Here is a 23,421-nt window from a genome sequence, read left to right as displayed (position 1 = left end):
AGCGGGCAGGAGGAAAAAGTATGGCAACGAATTGGGCTGTGGAACAGGCTGTCATGGTGAAAAACGATAAATTTATACAGAAAGCAGAGGGATTGATTCCAAAATTGTATCATATAAAAGAACAAATTGTAAACTGCTATGATTACAAAGAAGGAAAAAAGTTTCCTGTAGATATGGAGAATGGGCAAGTTCATAGTTATGGGAAAGGGGAGAGGATTATTTTCGATTTCGGTCATAATCATGCCGCATACTTCCGCTTTTTGTGTAGAAGCACTGGCAGCCCGCAGGATGCACCAGCATTTCTGCATGTGAAATTCTGTGAGATTGAAAAGGAACTTTATGAGGACTGTGCTGACTATCAGGGATGGATCAGCAAGGGGTGGATTCAGGAGGAATGGCTGCATCTGGATGAGCTGCCAAAGCTGGTGAAGATGGAGAGAAGGTATGCCTTCCGCTATGTGATGGTGACAGTATTAGATACTTCTCAGAAGTTTCGGATCTCACTGGAACAGGTGGAGAGGGAATGTGTTTCTTCCGTTAAGGAAGAGCAGGCGGAAGTGATCAGGACAAACGATTCTCTGCTTAAGGCTATCGATAGAGCATCACTGCGTACATTGGCTAACTGTATGCAGACGGTCTTTGAAGACGGACCGAAGAGGGACCGTCGGCTTTGGCTGGGAGATCTGAGGCTGCAGGCTTTGGCGAATTATCAGACCTTTCAGAATCAGGATCTGGTAAAACGATGTCTGTATTTGTTTGCAGGGATGCCAAATCAGGAGGGAATGATTCCTGCGTGCGTGTTTGAAAAACCGCAGCCTCTTATGGATGATACATTTCTTCTGGATTATGCCCTGTTCTTTATCCCGGCGCTCGTGGAATACTACCAGAATACCGGGGATCGGGAGACTCTGACAGAATTAGCGTCTATCGCACTGCATCAGCTTGAGATTGCGATGAAGTATGTAGATGAAACAGGGGGTGTGTGTGAGGAAGGTGCAGCATGTGCTCATGGTACTTATTACTGCTTTATCGACTGGAATGAGGAACTGGATAAGCAGTGCTGTATGCAGGCGGTGATTATCTACGCGCTTGGGTATGCAGAAGAATTGTGCAGGCTTTTAGGAGACGTGGCAGGAGAAGAGCAGTGCTTCAGGGCAAAAGAAAAACTGTCCAGTGCAGCAAGAGATGCATTCTGGGATGAGAAACTTCGGGCTTTTACCAGTGGAAAGGAACATCAGATCTCGCTGGCAAGCCAGGTCTGGATGGTGCTGGCGGGAGTGGTCAAAGGTTCTGAGGCAAGGGAAGTACTGGATCGTGGGGAACAAAGTAGAATTGCGATGGTAACACCTTATATGCATCATTTTTACTTGATGGCTCTGATAAATTCTGCGCAGGAGGAAAAGGCGGCAGAACATATGAAATCATACTGGGGCGGTATGATCCATGCAGGTGCTGATACATTCTGGGAACTGTATAACCCGGAAAATGAATCCGAAAGCCCTTATGGTTCTGATTGTGTGAACAGCTATTGTCATGCGTGGAGTTGTACGCCTGCTTATCTGTTGAGAGTATATTTTTAGTGTTTCAAGGAAGTAGCAGTAAAATAAGCAGAGAAGGTTTCCGAAAGGGGGCCACGCATAAAACAGTATCAACCAAAAAACTGAAACAGGGTAGCTGCCATACAGGGGGCATAAAAGGCCACATATCAAAATGGTATGGGGTCTTTCTTTTTACCAATTATGATATTAGGATTAGAAATAGTATTTTTCAGATAAACTGTTTCTTTATCTTCAGAATGTGGATAAATTTTCTCGGTCATAATTTCTCCTTTCCTGCTAACGGAAATACAAACTTTTTGATATGTTCAAATTGATTATTTTCCACATAATACACCGAATGTTCTTTTACGGAGTAAACAAAAGAAACTCTGGTAGCCCATGCCCCCTCCTGCCGGATAGCATGAAGAAATGTAAATGCGTCTGAAACCGAGAAATCGTTTTCGAAGTGATCCAATAACGGCAAAGCTCTTTCGTATCTGTCATCACCCGGCACAATATAGTTCTTTGTGCTTTCCGGTTTCAGCAAAGAATAATTCGTTATCAAAGAATATTCTCTATGTTCTTCCCGATAACCAATCCCCGGCTCGATTACCAATACTCGTCCATGAGCATCCGACAGCATAGCCTGCATGGTGGCATCCAGCGCATATGTAATCTTCTTTGTTTTTACGATCCGAAGCGCATCATCGAAGGAAATCTGCGCCTTGATAAATTGTTCTGTCAAATCTGCGATCGTCATGCAGTCTGGGTTGTCCCTAAATGCTCCGTCAGGATTGCCATGCACATATAGTAACGTTCCAACATTTCCGTTTTGATTAACGCCATGATAAGAGTGATAAATTCGGTCTGGACGCAAAATTCCAATATAGAAACGTTCCTTTTCTTCAATCACTCTGTGCTTCCATACGGTGAGGTCAATGTCAAAATTAAACCCTGTAATAATATCATTTCCGTGATAAACAAATCTCGTACACATAATAATGACCTTTCAAAAAATCTTTGTATTTTTTCTTTTATATTACAGCTATTGAACCAGATATTCTATACACCGTATGATACCGAACCAATTTGTATAAAAATAAGGGGCTGCAACTTGGCACCCCCTTACGATTACTTGTGATATATAATTTTCCGAACGGCATATAAAGATAATCCGTATTTTTCAGACAAACATACCATAGAAATACCACTCTGGTATTCCTCTCTCATCTGCTGATTACGCTTCTCTAATTCTTGCCGGTAGCCGGAAACTTCTCCCCAACGCTTTTGCTGTTCCTGCTCAACAGGAACGTAAATATATCCACCTTGAACATAATTCTGCAATTCTTTTACTAATGCGTCTGGAAGAATAGCTTGTGCGTTCAAATATTTCATACAGGCTCCCTCCTTGATAGAAAAATCAAGTTGCAAAGCCAGTATTTTTATATTGCGACTATCTTACTCCATGCAATCGTCGCAATCTACTGGCTTTGCATGGAGTAAACCTTTGTTTCTTTTTTGAGTGCAAATGCACATAGAAATCACTTCTTTCCTTTGGTCCTATTCTAAAAACTGGTACAGATTTAGTGTAGCATATTCCTAGTGTAGCATCAACTACTTCAGCTACGCCGTTTCCCGAAAACTTTCCTATGCTGTTTTATGAGTGCCCCTCCCCGAAAGGTTTTTATATTGTGAAGATTATGATAATATATTATTGACAATAGTGTGTAACACACAGTATGATGTAATACACAAGGAGGCAGTAGAATGGGAGAAGAAAAGGATTTAATGACCAATCTGGTATCTGAGTTAAGAAGGGGAACCCTGATTTTAAGCGTGCTCAGCCAGCTTGGTGAGGCAAAGTACGGGTATGCCCTTGTACAGAGCCTGGAAGAAAAGGGAGTAGAGATCGATCCGAATACATTATACCCGCTCCTGCGGCGCCTTGAGAAGCAGGGGCTTCTAAGCAGCCAGTGGGATGTGGGTGAATCTAAACCAAGGAAGTATTATACGAGAACATCCATGGGTGATGACATTTTCCGGGAACTTAAGGAGCAGTGGGAGATCATGTCGAAGAATATGGAACAGATTTTGAAGGAGGGGCTGAGATGACAGGGAATGAGAAAGATATAAGCCGGATACCGGAGAAGGAACACGAATTAATCAACCGATATGTATATGAAGTGACTAAGCGCGTGCCAAAGGAACAGAGAGCGGAGATTGAACTGGAGCTGCGTGAGCTGATCGATGATATGACAGAGAACCTGTCGTTGGAGCAGGTATTTATAAAGCTGGGAGATCCGGCAGTATTTGCCAGAAAGTACAGGGAAGATAAGAATTATATCATTGGTCCTGAATACTATGACAACTTTATGTGGGTGATGAAGATTGTCCTGATCTGTACATGGGGCGGGCTTCTGGTCTCAACCATAGTGAAATGTATCGTAGACACTTCCGGAATGGTGGAGACGATGGCTTCTTTCCTGGGGAATATAATAATGGCCCCGGTAAGTGCCTTCGGATGTGTGGCACTGGTTTTTGTGATTCTGGAGCGACAAAAGATCAGAGTTGATTTAAAGAGAGAAAAGGTCTGGAGGCCGGAAATGCTGAATCCGATCCCGGATAAGAAGGCCAGGATCAGCAGAGGAGACTGTATTGTCTCGATCGTGTTCCTCATCCTTTTCAGCTGCCTGCTGATCTTTGCTCCTCAGCTGTTTGGTGCATATTCCGTGAAGGATGGAGAGGTGCTGTATGTGCCGATATTTAATATGGCAAGGTGGCAGTTTATACTTCCCGTATTTCTGATGGGAATGGCTGCAGGGTTTGCAGACGAGATCATCCGCCTGGTGTCAGGCTGTTACTGCCGTATCGTCATGGTGAGCAGCATTATCACCAATATATTAGGAATCATATTCTCCTTTATCATCCTAAAAGTAATGCCATTCTGGAATCAAAACTTTGCAAAAGAGATCGCAGAACAGTTCGACGACAGCTTCAAACTGAAAGTATTCTGGGAGAATAAGCAGATTGTAGGGTTACAGGGAGATTCCCTATCCAATATTGTCCTGGCAATCATCGTATTTGCATCAATATTGGAAATTGCAACCACAGTATACAAAACAATGCGGTATGGGACGGATGTTCGTGGGCGGAATTAATGAGAAGACAGAATGTTCTGTCAATGGACTGCAAAGGGGTCTGACCCCCTTGCAAATCCTACCGAAAAGGGGTAATATACTTTTATAAAACGATTTATAGAACAAGTATACCGGAAAGGAATTAAAAGTATGAAAACCCTCAGCAATGTTGATAAGAAAAGAATGAATCTAATCAAGGTGGCGAAGTTTATCTTGCATCAGCGGATGACGTCAAAACCAGAGATCGCTGCAACTCTGGGATTAAGTATGCCGACTGTACTGCAGAACGTGAAGGAGCTTCTGGAGCGGGGGATCATCGTTGAGCGTGGGGAGTATGAATCCACGGGAGGACGTAAAGCCAAGGCCCTTTGTGTGAATGCGGGGTTGAAGTATGCCGCAGGGATCGATATCACGAGCAATCACATCAGTTATGTGATGATTGACCTGACAGGGGAGCTGGTGGATAAGATAAGGGTTCGGGAGAAGTTTGAGAATTCCCTGGAATATAATGAGGCAGTGTACCGGCATTTCCGGGAATTTGTGAAGAAATCAGGGATCGCAGAGGATCAGATACTTGGTGTGGGGATCTCATTTCCGGGGATTATTGATAAGCAGAATGAGACTCTGATCATCTCGCATATTTTGAAGGTGCAGAACTTAAGTCTGCGTAACTTAAGCAGCCTTTTTGAGCATGAGGTCTGCTATGAGAATGATGCCAACAGCGCGGCTATGGCCGAAATGTACAGGCTGGAAAAGAATGCGGTATATCTGTCCTTAAGTAATTCCGTAGGAGGTTCCTTTTATATCCACAACGGGATCTATGAGGGAGATGATTACCGGAGTTCTGAATTCGGGCATATGGTGATCGTTCCGGGCGGCCGCACATGCTACTGCGGGAAGAAGGGCTGTGTGGATGCCTACTGTTCAGCTCTGGTGCTGGCGGAAAAGACCAAAGGAAGCCTGGAGCAGTTTTTTGAAAAGCTGGACGAAGGGGATGAGGAGATAAGCAGGGTATGGGAGGAATATCTGGAATACCTGGCAATCACGGTGACGAACCTGCGCATGGCGTACGACTGTGATGTCATTCTCGGCGGATATGTCGGCGGATATATGGGAAAATATATGCCGGAATTAAATAAAAAGGTAATAAAGTATAATGGGTTCGAAAATGATACAACCTATCTGAAGACCTGCAGTTTTAAAAAAGAAGTATCGGCTGTGGGAATCGCGATGAGTTTTATTGAGAAATATTTTGAATCATTGGAATAGAGGAATGCCATCAATATAATAACGGAATAGAAAAAGACACTTTCTTGCAAAAGAAGGTGTTTTTTTGAAAAAAGGTATGCTGTCATATAATTTGGATAGAGATACTTAGGTCAGTATGATAGGAGATTTCAGATTGGAAAATTATGTATTGATACGTGAAAAATCATCAAATAATATTGTTAAACTGGTTGACAAGATTGAATATTAGAGTGATGATGGAAAATATATTGGGAGAATTGACCTTTAAATGATGGCAATATGTTACTATCTATAAGGCTGTCTATGAACGAAAATGGCTGTTTCTCAATGAAAAAGATGAATAAGAGGATTAAGAAAAAATGATAACTAAAGATGCCATGCTGCTTCTGGATATTCTGTTGGGAAGTGAGTATGTAACAGCATCTGAACTTGCGGATAAAGCCGGATGCAGCAGTAAAACAGTGCGTAAACGAATAAAGGAACTAAATGAGGCATTAAAAAGGATTCCAGGCAATAGGACGTTTGTAGAGTCAAAACCGCGCTTTGGATTCAGGCTGGTCTCGGAACAGGGAGGAGATATTGCCACCCTTTGCCGTCTGCTTGAGGGGGAGAGGGAGAAGAATATTCCGATAACACCGGGAGAGCGCGTTAATTTTCTCTTGCTCTGTCTGCTGGATAGGGATGATTATGTGACGATCTCAGAACTAGCGGAACAGCTTTATGTATCGGATGGAGTGGTTAAGACTGCATTAAAGAATACAGAACGTATTTTGGAACAGTACGGGATCCATATAGCCAGAAGGCCCGGATATGGGATATTAGCGGTTGGAGAGGAATCAAATATAAGAGCCTGTCTTGTTGATCTGCTTATGGAGCAGAAAAGTAATATAGAGGTATTTCGCGATTCACAAAATCGGGAAATGGAACAGCTGGCACGAATTGTGGCAGAACTGATAAAAGAACGGCAGATTTCTATTCCCGAGACGGCATTTTATAATTTTGTAAAATATATCTACATCACGATAAGAAGGATAAAACAGGGGAGAGCGGTTTGTTTCCAAAGTGAATGCCAGGTACAGATCGATGGTTCTAACATGGCTTTTATAGAACATCTGGAGGAGCGGATCCGGCAGTGCTATTCAATGGAGTTACCGGATAATGAGAAAGAATATCTGGCTATCCAACTTGCAGGAAAACGAATTATCGGGAATAATGGGGAAGGGAATCTGGTGTACAAAGAGGAGCTCAACAGTCTGGTGTCACAGATGATGGAGATTACATTTGAGGAATTCAATTTAGATATGCGAGGCAATTTCGATCTGATCATGCTTTTGAACCAGCATATGGTACCATTGGACATCCGGTTAAAATATAACATTCCCCTGGTAAATCCGCTGCTGGAGGATATACAGAAAAATTATCCCTTAGCATACACAATTGCAGAGCGTGCAGCCGTTATCTTACAGGAGTTTTATGGCAGAGAGATTCCAGATGGAGAGATAGGATACCTCGCACTTATCTTTGCTCTGGGGCTTGAAAAACAGAAGCCGGTTGTGGAACCAAGTAATATTCTGATCGTATGTAGTTCAGGCAAAGGAAGTTCCAGACTGTTGACTTATAAATACAGGCAGGAATTTGGAGAATATATTGACCAGATTAAGATATGTAATCTATTTGAGTTAAATCAGATAGACTTTGGAGACATAGATTATGTTTTTACTACTGTGCCGATCGATGTTCCGGTACCGGTACCAGTCTATGAGGTGAGCTTGTTTCTCAATGGAGAGGATATCATTCATGTCAGAAAAATTTTGGAAAAAGGAAATAACGGCTTTTTAAAAACTTATTTTTCGGATGAGCTGTTCTATCCGGATATTCCCGGTAACACAAAGGAGCAGGTCATCCAGGAAATGTGCAAAAGAGCGGGAGAAGTTCTAAAGCTTCCGACAGCATTTGAGGAATCCGTATTGTATAGAGAACAGCTTTCATCTACGGATTATGGAAATTTAGTGGCAATTCCCCATCCATATAAGGCTATGGGCACTGAAACAGCTGTCATAGCAGGTATTCTTAGAGAACCCGTTTTTTGGGGGCGCAATCAGGTACAGGTTGTATTTTTGATTTCTATCGGCAGCCGTGAAGATCGGAACTTACAGCGGTTTTATCAGGAGGTCATGAGGCTGTTAATGGATAAAGATATTATTCAAGGGTTCATAAAGGAAAAGAACCTGGATGCCTTTCTGAGACAGATTAAGTAAAAGTAGATAAATCCACATTCAAATTTACCAGATTGAATGTGGATTTTTTATGTCTGGAGATAAAAATTGTATATGATAAGATGAAATCAACAACAAATTATACAAAAGGAGGAAATATTTATGACGGAATCTTGGGAGGTTCTGGATCAAAGGAAAATACCGGAATGGTTTCAAAACGCTAAGTTCGGTGTATTTATACATTGGGGACCATACAGCGTACCGGCATATCGCTCTGTGAATGATGAACAATTTGGCTCCTATGCCGAATGGTATTATGCTTCTGTATATGGCAATCATAAAAATCAGGGGGATAATTACCATTGTAATATGTATGGAGAACAGACGGAGTACAGAGATTTTGCTAAATGGTTCCGTGCAGAGTTATTCGACCCGGATTATCTGGCTGAGTTGATTCGGGATAGTGGAGCAAAATATGTGGTTCTTACGACCAAACATCATGACGGATATTGCATGTGGTCCACGGAAAATCCACACAAAACCCAATGGAATTCGATCGAAACAGGACCGGGGAGGGATGTGACCGGAGAGTTGAGAGACGCAGTTGTGAAAAAGGGACTTGAGTTTGGAATATACTATTCCATCATTGACTGGGAGAGTGTTCCGTCCCATCGATGCAACGGTGGATATTTTATTCCAGAAAAGGATGTGAAGAAATACGGGCTGTCTAAAGAAACATATCTAAAAGAGATACTGAAACCGCAGCTAAGGGAGCTTGTTATGAAATATGAACCGGCAGTGATTTATGCTGATGGCGGTGAATGGGATCTGACTGAAGAGGAAAGCCAGGTTCGCCCGTTTTTGAGCTGGCTTTATAAAGAATCCCCTGTAAAAGATAAAGTGGTTGTAAATGACCGGTTCTATAAAGAAATGCCTGGACATCATGGGGACTATTATTCCACAGAATACCAGGATAAACAGGTTGACGATCATCCTTTTGAAGAAAGCAGAGGAGTAGGAAAATCTTACGGGTATAACCGGGCTGAAAGATTGGAGGACTACTGTACCTCCAAAGAATTGATTAGGGAATTGGTCCGTGTGGTGAGCAAAGGAGGAAATCTATTACTGAATATTGGGCCAATGTCTGATGGAACAATCCCTATTCATGAGGTGGAACGACTCAAAGAAATCGGAACCTGGCTGGCAGTCTGTGGGGAAGCGATTTATAATACCAAACCGTATCTGTCAGAGGAAAATGATTACCCATCAACTTTCAGAGAAAGAAATAGATATGTTTTTCTCAATAGAGCAGAAACAGGAGAGCTTTGTCTAACATTGCCGAAGGGCGAAATAGAAAGTATCAGTATTCTCGGGATACAAGATCACTGTACATACCAGTCTGAAAGCGGGAGGATGTGCATCAAGGTAGACAATCAGGAGGGACTTTACCGATCTCTCGAGAGATTTGGTACGATTGTTGTTAAAATTACAGGGAATGTAAACGGAAAAGAGGAGGAAAAGAAATGAGTACTGCAAAAGTAAGTAGATTTGAGGAGTTTTTAGACTCAAAGCTGATTCCACTGGGAAATAAAGTATCCCAGCAGAGGCATCTAAAGGCTGTCAGGGACGGAATGGTTGCGGCGACGCCGCTGGCACTTCTGGGAGGCATGACCTTGATAGTAACATCACCTCCGGTAAACCTGGATACTATGAAACCTACAAATATTCTGTTCCAATTTTTGATTGCATGGAAAAAATGGGCGATAGCAAATGGAATGCAGATTGAATTGCTCTACCGTGCATCCATGGGGCTGATGGCTATGTTTATATGTCTGGCGATCGCACATTCACTTGCTAAATCCTATAAAATGGATCCAGTGGGAAGTATGATTGTTTCGGCGGTATGCTTCATGATCACCTCTGCACCTTCCGATTTAGGTGTAATGTCTTCAGGAATAACGGCCAAGATGACAGGGGAACAGATTCTTGCGGATCAGTCAGTGCTAATACCTACAGGTTTTCTCGGGGCAGAAGGGATATTTACAGCAATCATTCTGGGCCTGCTTACGACAGAAGTGACCAGGATCATGCATGAAAGAGGAATGTTTATTAAAATGCCGGATGCGGTTCCAGCGCCGGTAAAAGCATCTTTTGCATCAATCATTCCACTGATCGTAAATGCCGTAGGGATTTTTCTTATCAGTCTTTTGATACAAAACATGAGCGGAGGGCTTCTGATCCCGGAATTGATCAAATCAATATTTAAACCACTGGTAGTTGCAGTGGACTCACCGTTTGGAATCATTTTAATTTCCGTTGTTACGCAGGTATTGTGGATAGTAGGTCTACATGGTTCATCGATCGTCAGCGGGGTCGTAGGTGCCTTCGAGTTAGGGAACCTGACTGCTAATGCAGCACTTGTTACTCAGGGGCTTTCACCAGAGTATATCTATACTGAGCCATTCAGGGCATTTTTTATGATACTGGGAGGTGCAGGTGCAACGATCGGTTTGAATATTCTGATGCTCAGAAGTAGGTCAAAACAGCTAAAGACACTGGGAAGGCTTGCAATTGTGCCGTCGATCTTTAATATTAATGAGCCGCTGATCTTTGGAACCCCAATTGTTCTGAATCCTACATTGGCTATCCCGTTTATTTTGGCTCAGACTGTGAATGGGCTGCTGACCTATCTGATTATGTATGTGGATATCATAGGAAAAACTTTCACATATGTTCCGTGGACTACGCCAGCCCCCATCGGTGCGGCCATTTCAACAATGGATTTTAAGGCATTCATATGGGTACTTCTATTAATTATAGTTGACCTTATTATCTGGTTCCCATTCTTTAAATCTTATGAGAAACAGCTGATCCTTGAGGAAAAAGAAGAGATGGAGGCAGATGCATAAATATGACAAAGGAAGAAATTCACAGACATATATTATGGGGGGCAGCAACAGCTGCCTATCAGGTAGAAGGTGCGGCATTTTGCGATGGCAAAGGGAAAAATTCTTGGGACGAATATTATGAAATCAATGCCCTGGGATACGATGGCTCTGTTGCAGTAGACCATTATCACCATGTTGCAGAGGACTTAAAACTAATGCATGAGATTGGTCTCCAAACATATAGATTCTCTGTTTCGTGGTCCAGAATCCTTCCTAAGGGAACAGGAGAGATAAACCCGAAAGGGCTGGAATTTTATGATTTTATTGTGGATACACTGAACGGCTATGGAATAGAACCGTATCTGACCATATATCATTGGGATCTGCCGCTTCCGCTTTTGAAAAAAGGCGGGTGGCTGAATCCAGAGGTGATTGATGATTATCTTCAATACTGCAGGATACTGTTTGAACATTTCCGGGGGAGGGTGCGGATTTGGGGCACGATTAACGAGCCTGCTTCCGAAGTGATAGAAGGATATATTCAGGGAACTCATCCGCCACAGGAAAAGAATTATGCACATGCACTGCAGGTATCACACCACTATAATCTGGCAAGTGCGTCAGCGATAAAACTGTTTAGGGAAATGGGAATGGAGGGGAAGATAGGAATCGTCCTCAATCCGATGCCAGTTGACGTTCTTAAAGAGACGCCGGATAATCTGAAAGCAAGAGAGATTGCATATGATTTCCTGTCAGACTGGTATTTAAGCCCTGCATTGACAGGACATTATCCTGAGAAGATGCTGGAATACTGCCAGAAAACATTTGATTCACCTAAGCTCCGGGAATCTGATTACCGTCTGATGGAAGAAAACACAGGAGATTATCTTGGTGTGAACTATTATATGCGCAGGGTTGTTGAGGCGAAGGACCTAACCAGTAAAAACATAGAAGAAAATTACTCTTTTGTCAGAGTACCGGATGGAAAATACACAAAGTGGGGTTGGGAAATTTATCCTGAGGGAGTTGCAAATCTACTGGAACGAATCTATAATGATTATGGAAAGATCGAGATTATCATAGCAGAAAATGGGATTGGTTTTGACGATCAGGTCGACGAATCAGGGCAGTTCCAGGATGATGAAAGGATCTCGTATATGCGTCAGCATATTAAGATTATCGAACAGCTCTGTGGCGAGGGCTATGATATCTCTGCTTATTATGTCTGGTCAGCCATTGATCTGCTTTCCTGGACAAACGGCTACCAGAAGAGATATGGCTTAATAGGAGTAAATTATAATACATTAAAACGAAGCATCAAGAAAAGTGGATTCTGGTATAAAAGGTTTATATTAGAGGGTGATGAATAGGAGCGTATACAGTAATGGAAAACAATGAAGAAAATTTATTAAATATAATCGTAAACTCAGGTGAGGCAAAATCTCTGGCCTTTGAATCGATCCAGTTAGCTAAAAAGGGACAATTGGATGCAGCGGAGGAAAAGCTAAATGAAGCAAAACAATTACAATTAAAGGCGCATAATGCACAGACAGAACTATTGGTGCAGGAGGCAAATGGAGAACAAACTCAGTTTAGTATGCTTCTGATCCACGCTCAGGATCATTTGATGAATAGTATAACGTTCGTAGACCTTTCAAAAGAGATAATAGAATTATACAGGAGGCAAAAGTAATGAAAAATATATATTTGATTTGTGCAGCAGGATTATCGACGAGCATGATGGTTGAAAAGATGAAAAAGGCGGCTTTAAAGGATGGATTCGAGTGTACGATCCAGGCAGTAGGCATACCTATGGCAGAAAGTATCGTGCCAAATGCTGACTGTATACTTTTAGGACCACAGATCCGTTTTGAGAAGGAGAATATCTGCAAAATCGCAGGAGATGTGCCTGTAGCTGTAATTGATATGAAGGATTATGGAAGAATGAATGGGGAAGCTGTGGTACAGAAGGCCAAAGAGCTGATAGAAGGCAGATAATTAAAGAAATGTTTTCGTGTCGGTATTATCTATCATAAGCCCCCTTGTTAGAGTTGGGTATGAAACAATACTTATCGACTTATCCCCCTTTTTGTGCTATGATTACGAATGTATAATTATAGCGCAGAAAGGGGTATTTTCATGGAAAATGCGTCTGAAAATAAAATCTATAAAAAGGGACTTTCAAAACATATCAGCGTTGGTCTACTGGCCCACGTGGATGCAGGTAAAACAACATTATCCGAAAGTATGCTGTATACAAGCGGCAGCATCCGTAAACTTGGCAGGGTAGATCACCAGGATGCTTTCTTAGATACATTTGAGTTAGAGCGGGCCAGAGGAATCACGATTTTCTCGAAACAGGCGGTTCTTTCCTGGAAGGATCTTGACATTACTCTGCTAGACACACCGGGACACGTAGACTTTTCAGCAGAGATGGAACGGACACTGCAGGTATTGGATTATGCGGTTCTTGTGATCAGCGGTGCCGATGGAGTACAGGGACACACTGCTACGCTCTGGCGTTTACTTAAGCAGTATGAGATCCCGGTCTTCCTGTTCATTAATAAGATGGATCAGGATGGGACTGACCGAGAAGTAACTCTAAAAGAACTAAAGAAACGATTAAGTGACGGATGCATAGACTTTAGAGAAGCAACCTGTCTTCAATATTCAGAGAGTTTGGAAAATGCAGAGAGTCTGAAAGATGTAGATAGTCTGGAAACTTTAAATAGTCAGGGCCAGGCAGAAGGTTCGAATCCTCCGGGATTTATGAGCGGTGAATGGCTTGAGAATCTGGCTGTCTGTGAGGAAGAGATGCTGGAAGAGTACCTTGAGACAGGAAGGGTTAAGAAAAATTCTGTGATAAGTGCGATTAAAGACCGTAAGGTATTTCCCTGCTACTTTGGCTCTGCACTGCGTCTGGATGGTGTAAAAGAGCTCCTTAATGGACTGAGAGAGTTTACGGACTGCCGGGAATATCCAGAAACATTCGGGGCAAAGGTTTATAAAATTGCAAGGGATGATCAGGGAAACAGATTGACCTATCTAAAAGTGACGGGCGGATGTCTTCATGTGAAGGATATGCTTCCGGGGATGGAGGAAAAGATCAACCAGATCCGTATCTATTCCGGTGCGAAGTATGAGCTGGCACAGGAGGTCGAAGCAGGAGGCGTCTGTGCGGTGACAGGGCTTAGCACCACCTATCCGGGGCAGGGGATCGGGATTGAAAAAGCCACAGACATGTTTCTCCTTGAGCCGGTTCTGACCTATCAGATCCAGCTGCCGTCGGACTGTGATGTGCACAGCATGCTGTTGAAGCTAAGGCAGCTGGAGGAGGAAGAGCCTCAGCTCCATATCGTATGGGAAGAGCAGTTAGGGGAGATTCATGCACAGCTGATGGGAGAGGTACAGATCGAGATACTGAGAGATATCATTTTCAAGAGATTTGGCGTGGCAGTTGAATTTGGCGCCGGAAATATCGTATATAAGGAAACGATCGAGGAGGCAGTAGAAGGTGTTGGACACTTTGAACCACTGCGCCATTATGCGGAGGTCCATCTGCTGCTGGAACCGGGAGAGCGGGGGACAGGCCTTCAATTTTTCTCAGACTGCAGTGAAGATGTTCTGGATCGGAATTGGCAGCGGCTGATTCTGACACATCTGGAGGAAAAAGAGCATAAAGGAGTTCTCACAGGTTCTGCGATTACTGATATGAAGATGACACTGATCGCCGGAAAGTCCCATCTCAAGCATACGGAGGGCGGGGATTTCAGACAGGCAACATACCGCGCTGTGCGCCAGGGCTTAAAGAAGGCGAAGAGCATCCTTTTAGAGCCATGGTATGAATTTCGGATCGAGGTACCTTCTGCCAATATCGGCAGAGCCATGGCGGATATCCAGAAAATGCATGGTCAGTTCGAGCATCCTGAGACTGACGGGGAAATGTCTGTTCTAAAGGGGAGCGCTCCGGTATCAGAAATGAGAGGATACCAGAGCGAATTTCTCTCCTATACCGGCGGCCACGGGCGTTTGTTCTGCAGCTTAAAAGGATATGAGCCCTGCCATAACCAGGAGGAGATCATTGAGGCTGTGGGATATGATTCGGAAGCGGATCTTGAGAATCCGACCGGTTCTGTTTTTTGTGCACACGGTGCCGGATTCGTAGTTAAGTGGGACCAGGTGGAGGAATACATGCATCTTGAGCATGCATGGAAGTCTGGAGATGAGACCAGGGAGACTGCCTATATACCTTTGCAAAGCCAGTCATCCTCCCGGATCGAATTGACGGAAAAGGAGCTGGATGCGATCTATAGAAAGACTCCGGATCCGGTCAGGAGAAATGTAAGCTCCACTCCGGTAACCGTGCATGCAAAGGAAAAGGGGACTCCGGATCCGAAATGGGCAGAGCGGCAGAATGAGAAGCGAAAGCAGGAGGAGTACCTGCTCGTAGACGGATATAATATTATTTTCGCATGGGAGGAGTTAAAGGAACTGGCCCAGATCAATATCGAGAGTGCCAGAGATAAGCTGATGGACATCCTGTGTAATTATCAGGGGTATAGAAAATGTACCCTCATTCTGGTCTTTGATGCATATAAGGTAGAGGGAAATCCGGGAGAGGTCCTAAAGTACCACAATATTTACGTGGTCTACACAAAAGAGGCGGAGACCGCGGATCAGTACATCGAGAAGACTGTGCGCAGGATGAACAGGAAATATCAGGTTACTGTGGCCACCTCCGATGCACTGGAACAGGTGATCATCTTAGGGCAGGGAGCGCAGCGCCTTTCTGCACTGGGATTAAAAGAAGAGGTAGAACTGATGATGAAAGAGATTCGAAGTGAATTCCTGGGGCAGATCCCGGAAGATCGGAATTATCTCTTTGATCACATGAGTCAGGATCTAGCGAAGAAAATGGAACATGTACGACTAGGAAAAGAAACAAAATAATTGCTCCAAAATCAGACGGCTGAGTAACAGAGGAAAAACTGTTAATCAGCCGTTTTCTTTATATACATTTTTCTGATGCTGGCTGTTTCAGGGAGATATTTTGTTTTAAGGTATTCTGTTTTAAATGAGGAATCCAGTATCCAAAAGCAAGGATTTGAGGTATAATTATAGAAAGTGTAAAAGCGGAAAAATAGCGTGTTTGAGGTATCATAATCACATGAAAATGAAAGAAATGAAAAGCAAATGAAATATGTGGCACATATCAGTGAAGACGGTCTGCGGGAACAAAGTGTAAAAGAACATTTAGAAGGTGTGGCAAAATTAGCCGGGGAATTCGCATCAGAATTCTGTTATGGAGACTGGGGATATTGCTGCGGTATGCTTCATGATATAGGAAAATACTCGGAAAGATTTCAAAACCGTATCAGAGGTAATGAGGCAAAAGTGGATCATGCCACGGCAGGAGCCCAATTATGTCAGGAATTAGGGAAAGAAAAAGGCGGTTTTTACACAGCGCTGGCTTATTGCATTGCCGGTCATCATGCCGGTCTTTCGGATACAGGCACAAGTGTGGATACTGGAGTGCGGGGAACCTTTATGGGCAGAATGAAAAAGAAGGTGGAACCTTATCAAGCATATAAAGAAGAGATCACGATTCCTTTGTTGAAGACTCCGTTTTTCCGGACAGCTGACAGAAAAGATCCTAGTTTTGCCATGAGTTTTTTGATTCGCATGTTATATTCCTGCCTTGTAGATGCGGATTATCTTGATACGGAAGGATTTATGAGGGATGGAGAAACAGAAAGAACAGCGGGTGAGGAGATTCCTGTACTTTTGGAGAAACTAAATCGTTACATATCCGGCTGGCTTGTGAATGAAGACAGAGATACGATCAACGGGCGAAGAACGGAGATCCTTAAGAGTTGTATAAAAAAGGGAAGTGAGAAAAAGGGCCTGTTTCGTCTGACCGTTCCTACCGGAGGCGGGAAAACAGCTGCATCACTGGCGTTTGCATTGAATCATGCGGCAGTGCATGGAATGAAGCGTATTATTTATGTGATTCCTTATACCAGCATTATTGAGCAGAATGCGAAAGTTTTTTGTGACATTCTAGGGGAGAACAATGTATTGGAACATCACAGCAATATAGACTATGGAAGCTCGGAAGAACTCAAGCCTAAACAGCTGGCAGCTGAAAATTGGGATTTACCGATAGTGGTAACAACAAATGTACAGTTTTTTGAGTCGCTGTTTTCCAATAAATCATCCAAATGCAGGAAACTGCATAACATTGCGAATAGCATTATTATTTTTGATGAAGCCCAGATGCTGCCCAATGATTATTTAAAGCCATGTATTGCGGCCATGGAAGAATTGATACGGCACTATCAGAGCAGTATTGTGTTATGTACTGCAACACAGCCATCACTCAGGGCTTTTTTCTCACCGGATATGGACTGCCTGGAATTGTGTCCTCGTATGGAAGAGCAGTTCCACTTTTTCAAGAGATCCACGCTAAAAGATTTAGGGAGAATCTCAGAAGAAGAGCTTTTGGAACGGCTAAAAGTTGAAAACCAGGCATTGTGTATCTTAAATACGAAAAAAGGCGTGAGAAAGGTGTATGAGGAATTAAAAGGCGAAGGGGTTTATCATCTTTCGACTTTTATGTATCCCAAACATCGGAAAGCGAGGCTGGCTGCTATACGGGAAGGGTTGAAATCAGGGACGAAATGTATTGTGATCGCTACCAGCCTGGTGGAGGCGGGGGTCGACTTAGATTTTCAGACGGTATACAGACAGCTCGCCGGAGTGGATTCTATGATCCAGGCAGCAGGACGATGCAACAGGGAAGGAAAAAGGGATCTCTCAGACAGCTTTACTTATATCTTTCAAATGGAGGATGCGCAGAGGATTCCGGGACAGGAGCAGCAGATAGATACAGCAAAACAGATCATCAGGAAATATGAAGATCTATCGTCACTTGATGCTATAGAGGCATATTTTGCAGGACTCTACCGCTTTAAAGGGGAAGCCCTCGACAGGAAGAATATACTGGGAGAATTTCAAAAAGGGAGATTTGCATTTGCCAAGGTTGGACAAGAATTCAAGCTGATTGAGCAGGCTGCAAAGACGATTCTGATCCCAAGAGATGCGCGTGCAGTAGAAATAGCGGAAGAGCTGAAATATAAAGGGGCTGCAAAGGACCTGATGCGGGAAGCCTCGCAATACTGTGTGAATGTGTATGACAATCTTTTTCAAAAATTGTATAGTGCAGGGATGGTTACAGAAGTATCGGAAGAATTGAAAGAGGAATTTTTCGTCTTGCGAAGCTGTGAAGATTATTCAGAGGAAACTGGACTGCGGATCGATGTAGAACTGGGAAGTGATCTGTGGTTTTAAAATGTTTTGAATTCATAAGAATCAAGAGCGAAGAAAGGAGATGAGATCAGAAATGGGAATCGGAGTTAAAGTCAAGGTCTGGGGGGATTATGCCCTTTTTAGCAGACCCGAAATGAAGGTAGAACGCTGCAGCTACGATGTGATGACACCCTCTGCAGCGCGGGGGATTTTGGAAGCTATCTACTGGCATCCGGGCATGTGCTGGAAGATTGACTGTATCCATGTATTGAAACCAATACAGTTTACATCGATCCGCAGAAATGAGGTGAAAAGCAAGATCTCTGCAAACAATGCATTATCGGTCTACAATGGTGCTAAAAAGGAACTTTTCATCAGCAGTAAAGAGGATATCGTGCAGAGAGCCTCACTATTGTTAAAAGATGTTGAGTATGTCATTGAGGCCCACTTCGAGATGACGGACAAAGCCAATGAGACTGACAACCCGGGAAAATTCAAGGACATTATTATGAGGCGGTTAAAGCGTGGGGAATGCTATCACACACCCTATTTTGGCTGCCGTGAATTCCCGGTAAATTTCTGCCTTTGCGAAGAAGAGCCGCATGGCGCTTATGACAAGGTGGAAGAAAAGGATTTAGGCTTCATGCTATATGATATGGATTACTCAGATCCAGAGAATATACAGCCTATGTTTTTTAGGGCAGTCATGCGCGGGGGTGTATTGGATTTGAGAGACTGTGAGGTGGTTCGATGATACTGAATGCTTTGGTAAAGCACTATGAGACCTTGGCAGAACAGGGTAAAGTGTCGAGACAAGGATGGTGTCAGGCAAAGGTCTCCTATGCATTGGATCTTGATGTTGAGGGGAATCTGTTGGGCGTTATTTCGCTGAAACAGGAAGTACAGCGGGGTAAAAAGACTGCATGGACACCACAGCTGATCGAAGTCCCGCAGATGGTATCCCGCTCATCGGGAGTAGCTGCCAATTTTCTGTGTGACAATTCAAAGTATATACTGGGAATCGACAAGGATGGGACAGGCAGACGTATCACGGAGTGTTTTCAGGCAGCAAAAAAGAAGCATTGCGAATTGCTGGAAACAGTACATAGTGAGGCAGCCTTGGCTGTTAAAAATTTCTTTTTGAAGTGGGATCCTTCACAGGCCAAAGAAAATGAAGAGATTCTCGAAAAGTGGGAAGACATCACGGCAGGAGGAAATCTGATCTTCAATGTGGGGGCTCGATTTGCCCATGAGGATCATGCGATACGTGAAATATGGGAGAAAAGCCTGCAGACACAAGGCGGTGAGGCGGGGGCAGTCTGCCTTGTCACTGGCAGTAAAACGGAAATATCCAGGATCCATACTGCGATCAAAGGGGTTCAGGGGGCACAGTCCAGCGGAGCAGCTCTGGTATCGTTTAATGCTCCGGCTTTTGAGTCTTATGGGAAGGGGCAGAGCTACAATGCCCCGGTAGGGAAATATGCAATGTTTGCTTATACGACAGCATTGAACTATTTACTGTCTAACCGGGAATATGTTTTCACGCTGGGGGATACGACGATTGTATTCTGGGCGGAAGATGGAGAAGAGATGTACCAGAGGCTGTTCATGGATTCCATGGAACCAGCAGAAGATAATCAGGAGATGTTAAAAGGGGTCTTTTCTAACCTGCAGACAGGCCGCAGTATCGACATAGAAGGGATCCAAATTAATCCGGAGCAAAGATTCTATCTCCTTGGACTTGCTCCTAATGCGGCACGCTTGTCGGTGAGATTTTTCTATCAGAATCATTTTGGGGAAATTTTATCTAATCTGCAGGAACATTATGAGGAGATGAAAATTGTAAAGCCATCCTGGGATACTCAGGAGTTTTTAGGTGTCTGGAGAATGCTGATGGAGACGGTAAACCAGAAATCAAAAGATAAAAAGCCACAGCCTAATATGGCGGCATCCGTGTTTGAAGCAATTTTATCCGGGAGAAGGTATCCAGAAAGTTTATATAGTAATGTGATGATACGGATACGTGCAGAACAAGGAAGAATTACCTGGGGGAGAGCAGCAATTATCAGGGCATGTTTGATACGGAATCATGGAAAGCAATGGATGAAGGAGGGCACATTTGTGGGATTAAACGAACAGTGTAAAGATGCAGCATATGTATTAGGAAGGGAATTTGCTGTACTGGAGGCGATTCAGGAGGATGCAAATCCGGGAATTAACGCAACGATCAAAGACCGGTATTTTAACTCGGCATGTGCGACGCCGGCTTCAGTATTTCCTATTCTTCAAAAACTTAAGAACAGTCATATTCGGAAACTTGAGCCCAGGAAAAAGATTTATTATGAAAAAATACTGACCGAACTGCAGGGAAAGATAGAAGTGAATGACGGGCCATCTGCCGCATTTCCACGCCGGCTTAATTTGGAAGAGCAGGGGATGTTTATTTTAGGATATTACCATCAGGTTCAGAAACGCTACGAGAAAAAGGAGGAAAAGTAAATGAGTGAAGTGATTAAGAACAGGTATGAATTTGTTGTATTATTCGATGTAGAGAATGGCAATCCCAATGGAGACCCTGATGCGGGAAATATGCCGAGAATTGATCCGGAAAGCGGATACGGTCTGGTGACTGATGTATGTTTGAAGAGGAAAATCCGTAATTATGTGGAGATGGTAAAAGAAGAGGAGGAGGGGTACCAGATATATATCAAAGAAAATGTGCCTTTGAATCGAAGTGATAATAAGGCGTTTGAGTATTTGGGAATTGATGAAGATCAGAAAAAAGATTTGAAAAAGAATGATCCGGAAGCAGATCAGAAAATCAGAGACTTTATGTGTAAAAACTTCTATGATATCAGAACCTTCGGGGCTGTAATGACTACATTTGTAAAGGCCTCTTTAAACTGCGGACAAGTCAGGGGACCGGTACAGCTTGGATTTGCCAGGAGTATTGACCCGATCATCAGCCAGGAGGTGACGATCACAAGGGTGGCGATCACAACAGAAAAGGATGCGGGAAATAAGAGCACAGAGATGGGAAGAAAGAATATCGTACCTTATGGACTTTACAGGGCAGAAGGCTATATTTCCGCAAATCTTGCAAGAAAGGTCACCGGATTTTCAGAGGATGATCTCGAACTTTTGTGGGAGGCAGTCATCAATATGTTTGAACACGACCATTCAGCAGCAAGAGGAAAAATGTCGGTCAGAGAACTGATCGTATTCAAGCACAGCAGGGAACTGGGAGACTGTCCTGCCTATAAACTGTTTGAGGCTGTAGAAGTGAAGCGGAAAGAGGATGTGATTTATCCAAGAAAATACCAGGATTATGAAGTGACGGTCCATAAGGAACAGATTCCGGAAACAGTTGAGATGATAAGGAAAATATAATGGAATATAAGGAAGAAGATTATTTGATGATATCCGGTATCCAACATTTTCAGTTTTGCCGCAGGCAGTGGGCCTTAATTCATATAGAACAGCAATGGGCGGAAAATGTACATACAGTAGTAGGTGAATTGATGCACAAGAAAGTACATGATCCGTATCTGGCGGAAAACAGAAAAGATCTATTGATCACAAGATCACTGCCGGTATCCTCCCGGGAACTGGGCATAAGCGGAGAGTGCGATGTAGTAGAATTTCATAAGAGCGAAGAGGGCGTACATATCCAGGGGCATCGAGGTCTTTACCGTATCTATCCGGTTGAATATAAAAAAGGAAAACCAAAGATCTCAGATGAGGATATTCTGCAGATGGCGGCCCAGGTCATGTGTTTAGAAGAAATGTTTTCTACAGAAATACCGGAGGGTGCTGTCTTCTATGGCGAAACAAGGCGGCGTGAAGTAGTAGAGATAACAGCCAAATTAAGGGAACGGGTTCGGGACATGTTCAGGGAGATGCATCAATATTATGAGCGGCAGTATACCCCTAAGGTCAAGTGGAGTAAAAGCTGCAATGGGTGTTCACTGAAAGACATCTGTCTGCCGGGGCTTGGAAAAACAATGTCTGCAAAAGAATATGTGAAGCTGGCTTTGGAGGAAGAGGAATGAAGAAACTTTTGAATACCTTATATGTCACATCACAGGATAGTTACCTGGCTTTAGATGGTGAAAATATTGTCGTGCTGGATAAAGATAAGGAGATTGGCAGGCTTCCGCTGCATAACCTGGAAGGCATTGTTTCATTCGGCTACAGGGGAACGAGCCCGGCCTTAATGGGGGCATGTGCTGACAGAAATATCTCTCTTTGTTATGTAAGTCCAAGCGGAAAGTTTCTGGCGCGTGTGACTGGAAATGTGAAGGGAAATGTCGTACTGAGAAGAAAGCAGTTTGAGGCGGTGCGGGATGAAACAGTGAGCCTTGGGATAGCGAAAAACTGTATTATTGGAAAAGTATATAATGCAAGATGGGTCTTAGAGAGGTCTATACGAGACCACAGTATGCAAATTGATACCGAAAAAGTGAAACATGCTTCCGGGATGCTCAAGGATGCGGCTGTTGCAGTGCAAAATAGCGAATCTATGGATCAATTGAGAGGATATGAGGGAGAAGCCGCCAGTGTTTATTTTAGTGTATTCGATGAGATGATTCTGCAGCAGAAGAAGGATTTCTCATTTGAAGGCAGGAATAAAAGGCCGCCGACAGATAATGTGAATGCAATGCTGTCTTTTGTTTATACGTTATTGGCAAACAATATTGCATCTGCACTGGAAACAGTGGGATTAGATCCTTATATTGGAATGATGCACACAGAACGTCCGGGAAGAGTATCATTAGCCCTGGATCTGATCGAGGAGCTGCGTCCTGTGCTGGCAGACCGTTTTGTCCTTTCGGTCATCAATAAAAAAGTAGTCAGCGCGAAGGACTTTCTAAAGAAAGAGAATGGTGCTGTTTTGATGAAAGATGATGCCAGGAAACGTTTTCTTTCAGAATGGCAGAACAGGAAAAAAGAAATGCTGACTCATCCATATTTAAAAGAGAAGGTAGAGTGGGGAATGGTTCCCTATGTGCAGGCAATGCTTTTGGCAAGATATCTGCGGGGGGACCTGGATGCGTATCCGCCATTTTTATGGAAGTGAGGTGAT

The 23,421-nt window shown here is 43.4% G+C and carries 19 protein-coding genes; 17 read left to right on the top strand and 2 right to left on the bottom strand.

Annotated features, from left to right (window positions below; genetic code table 11):
* Positions 1 to 20: 20 nt before the first annotated feature.
* Positions 21 to 1,580: an alpha-L-rhamnosidase-related protein gene (locus AC4OGX_RS08565; protein ID WP_493329810.1), complete on the top strand. Its 1,560-nt coding sequence runs from the start codon at positions 21 to 23 to the stop codon at positions 1,578 to 1,580.
* 235 nt (positions 1,581 to 1,815) lie between these two features.
* On the opposite strand, the gene AC4OGX_RS08560 is transcribed toward AC4OGX_RS08565, so the two are convergent.
* Complete coding sequence (locus AC4OGX_RS08560; protein ID WP_493329808.1) at positions 1,816 to 2,535, bottom strand: C45 family peptidase; 720 nt, start codon at positions 2,533 to 2,535, stop codon at positions 1,816 to 1,818.
* 134 nt (positions 2,536 to 2,669) lie between these two features.
* Positions 2,670 to 2,933 carry a CD3324 family protein gene (locus AC4OGX_RS08555; protein WP_493329806.1) on the bottom strand — a complete coding sequence of 88 codons (264 nt, stop codon included), beginning with the start codon at positions 2,931 to 2,933 and terminating at the stop codon, positions 2,670 to 2,672.
* Positions 2,934 to 3,305: 372 nt separating this feature from the next.
* Between AC4OGX_RS08555 and AC4OGX_RS08550 the strand changes: the two genes are divergently transcribed.
* The 16 genes from AC4OGX_RS08550 to cas1c all read left to right on the top strand — a co-directional run bounded on the left by AC4OGX_RS08550 (position 3,306) and on the right by cas1c (position 23,415).
* Positions 3,306 to 3,650: a PadR family transcriptional regulator gene (locus tag AC4OGX_RS08550; protein ID WP_493329804.1), complete on the top strand. Its 345-nt coding sequence runs from the start codon at positions 3,306 to 3,308 to the stop codon at positions 3,648 to 3,650.
* Positions 3,647 to 4,696: a hypothetical protein gene (locus AC4OGX_RS08545; RefSeq protein ID WP_493329803.1), complete on the top strand. Its 1,050-nt coding sequence runs from the start codon at positions 3,647 to 3,649 to the stop codon at positions 4,694 to 4,696. Before AC4OGX_RS08550 ends, AC4OGX_RS08545 begins: the two co-directional genes overlap by 4 nt.
* 129 nt (positions 4,697 to 4,825) lie before the next feature.
* Positions 4,826 to 5,944, top strand: coding sequence for an ROK family transcriptional regulator (locus AC4OGX_RS08540; RefSeq protein ID WP_493329802.1), 1,119 nt, complete (start codon positions 4,826 to 4,828; stop codon positions 5,942 to 5,944).
* Between the two features lie 338 nt (positions 5,945 to 6,282).
* Positions 6,283 to 8,181, top strand: a complete 1,899-nt coding sequence (locus AC4OGX_RS08535; RefSeq protein ID WP_493329801.1) for a BglG family transcription antiterminator — start codon at positions 6,283 to 6,285, stop codon at positions 8,179 to 8,181.
* A 120-nt stretch (positions 8,182 to 8,301) separates the two neighbouring features.
* Positions 8,302 to 9,666 (top strand): alpha-L-fucosidase, encoded by a 1,365-nt coding sequence (locus AC4OGX_RS08530; protein WP_493329800.1) that lies wholly within the window; start codon positions 8,302 to 8,304, stop codon positions 9,664 to 9,666.
* Positions 9,663 to 11,048, top strand: a complete 1,386-nt coding sequence (locus AC4OGX_RS08525; RefSeq protein ID WP_493329799.1) for a PTS sugar transporter subunit IIC — start codon at positions 9,663 to 9,665, stop codon at positions 11,046 to 11,048. Before AC4OGX_RS08530 ends, AC4OGX_RS08525 begins: the two co-directional genes overlap by 4 nt.
* Positions 11,049 to 11,050: 2 nt before the next feature.
* Complete coding sequence (locus tag AC4OGX_RS08520) at positions 11,051 to 12,397, top strand: glycoside hydrolase family 1 protein (RefSeq protein ID WP_493329798.1); 1,347 nt, start codon at positions 11,051 to 11,053, stop codon at positions 12,395 to 12,397.
* Positions 12,398 to 12,411: 14 nt separating this feature from the next.
* Complete coding sequence (locus AC4OGX_RS08515; protein WP_493329796.1) at positions 12,412 to 12,720, top strand: PTS sugar transporter subunit IIA; 309 nt, start codon at positions 12,412 to 12,414, stop codon at positions 12,718 to 12,720.
* Positions 12,720 to 13,025: a PTS sugar transporter subunit IIB gene (locus AC4OGX_RS08510; RefSeq protein ID WP_493329795.1), complete on the top strand. Its 306-nt coding sequence runs from the start codon at positions 12,720 to 12,722 to the stop codon at positions 13,023 to 13,025. The genes AC4OGX_RS08515 and AC4OGX_RS08510 overlap by 1 nt, the downstream gene beginning before the upstream one ends.
* A gap of 141 nt (positions 13,026 to 13,166) precedes the next feature.
* Positions 13,167 to 15,977 (top strand): NYN domain-containing protein, encoded by a 2,811-nt coding sequence (locus AC4OGX_RS08505; protein ID WP_493329794.1) that lies wholly within the window; start codon positions 13,167 to 13,169, stop codon positions 15,975 to 15,977.
* A gap of 243 nt (positions 15,978 to 16,220) precedes the next feature.
* Complete coding sequence (gene cas3 / locus AC4OGX_RS08500; protein WP_493329792.1) at positions 16,221 to 18,377, top strand: CRISPR-associated helicase Cas3'; 2,157 nt, start codon at positions 16,221 to 16,223, stop codon at positions 18,375 to 18,377.
* Between the two features lie 52 nt (positions 18,378 to 18,429).
* On the top strand, positions 18,430 to 19,089 hold the full coding sequence (gene cas5c / locus AC4OGX_RS08495; RefSeq protein ID WP_493329790.1) for a type I-C CRISPR-associated protein Cas5c: 660 nt from the start codon (positions 18,430 to 18,432) through the stop codon (positions 19,087 to 19,089).
* Positions 19,086 to 20,834: a type I-C CRISPR-associated protein Cas8c/Csd1 gene (cas8c, locus tag AC4OGX_RS08490; RefSeq protein WP_493329789.1), complete on the top strand. Its 1,749-nt coding sequence runs from the start codon at positions 19,086 to 19,088 to the stop codon at positions 20,832 to 20,834. The genes cas5c and cas8c overlap by 4 nt, the downstream gene beginning before the upstream one ends.
* A complete protein-coding gene (cas7c, locus tag AC4OGX_RS08485; RefSeq protein WP_493329787.1) occupies positions 20,835 to 21,725 on the top strand; it encodes a type I-C CRISPR-associated protein Cas7/Csd2 in 891 nt (296 codons plus the stop codon).
* Positions 21,725 to 22,387 (top strand): CRISPR-associated protein Cas4, encoded by a 663-nt coding sequence (gene cas4 / locus AC4OGX_RS08480; RefSeq protein ID WP_493329786.1) that lies wholly within the window; start codon positions 21,725 to 21,727, stop codon positions 22,385 to 22,387. Before cas7c ends, cas4 begins: the two co-directional genes overlap by 1 nt.
* Positions 22,384 to 23,415 (top strand): type I-C CRISPR-associated endonuclease Cas1c, encoded by a 1,032-nt coding sequence (cas1c, locus tag AC4OGX_RS08475; protein WP_493329785.1) that lies wholly within the window; start codon positions 22,384 to 22,386, stop codon positions 23,413 to 23,415. Before cas4 ends, cas1c begins: the two co-directional genes overlap by 4 nt.
* Positions 23,416 to 23,421 lie beyond the last annotated feature (6 nt).

The sequence above is a fragment of the Faecalicatena sp. genome, assembly GCF_058819085.1.
This window is presented reverse-complemented; position numbering and strand designations above follow the sequence as displayed.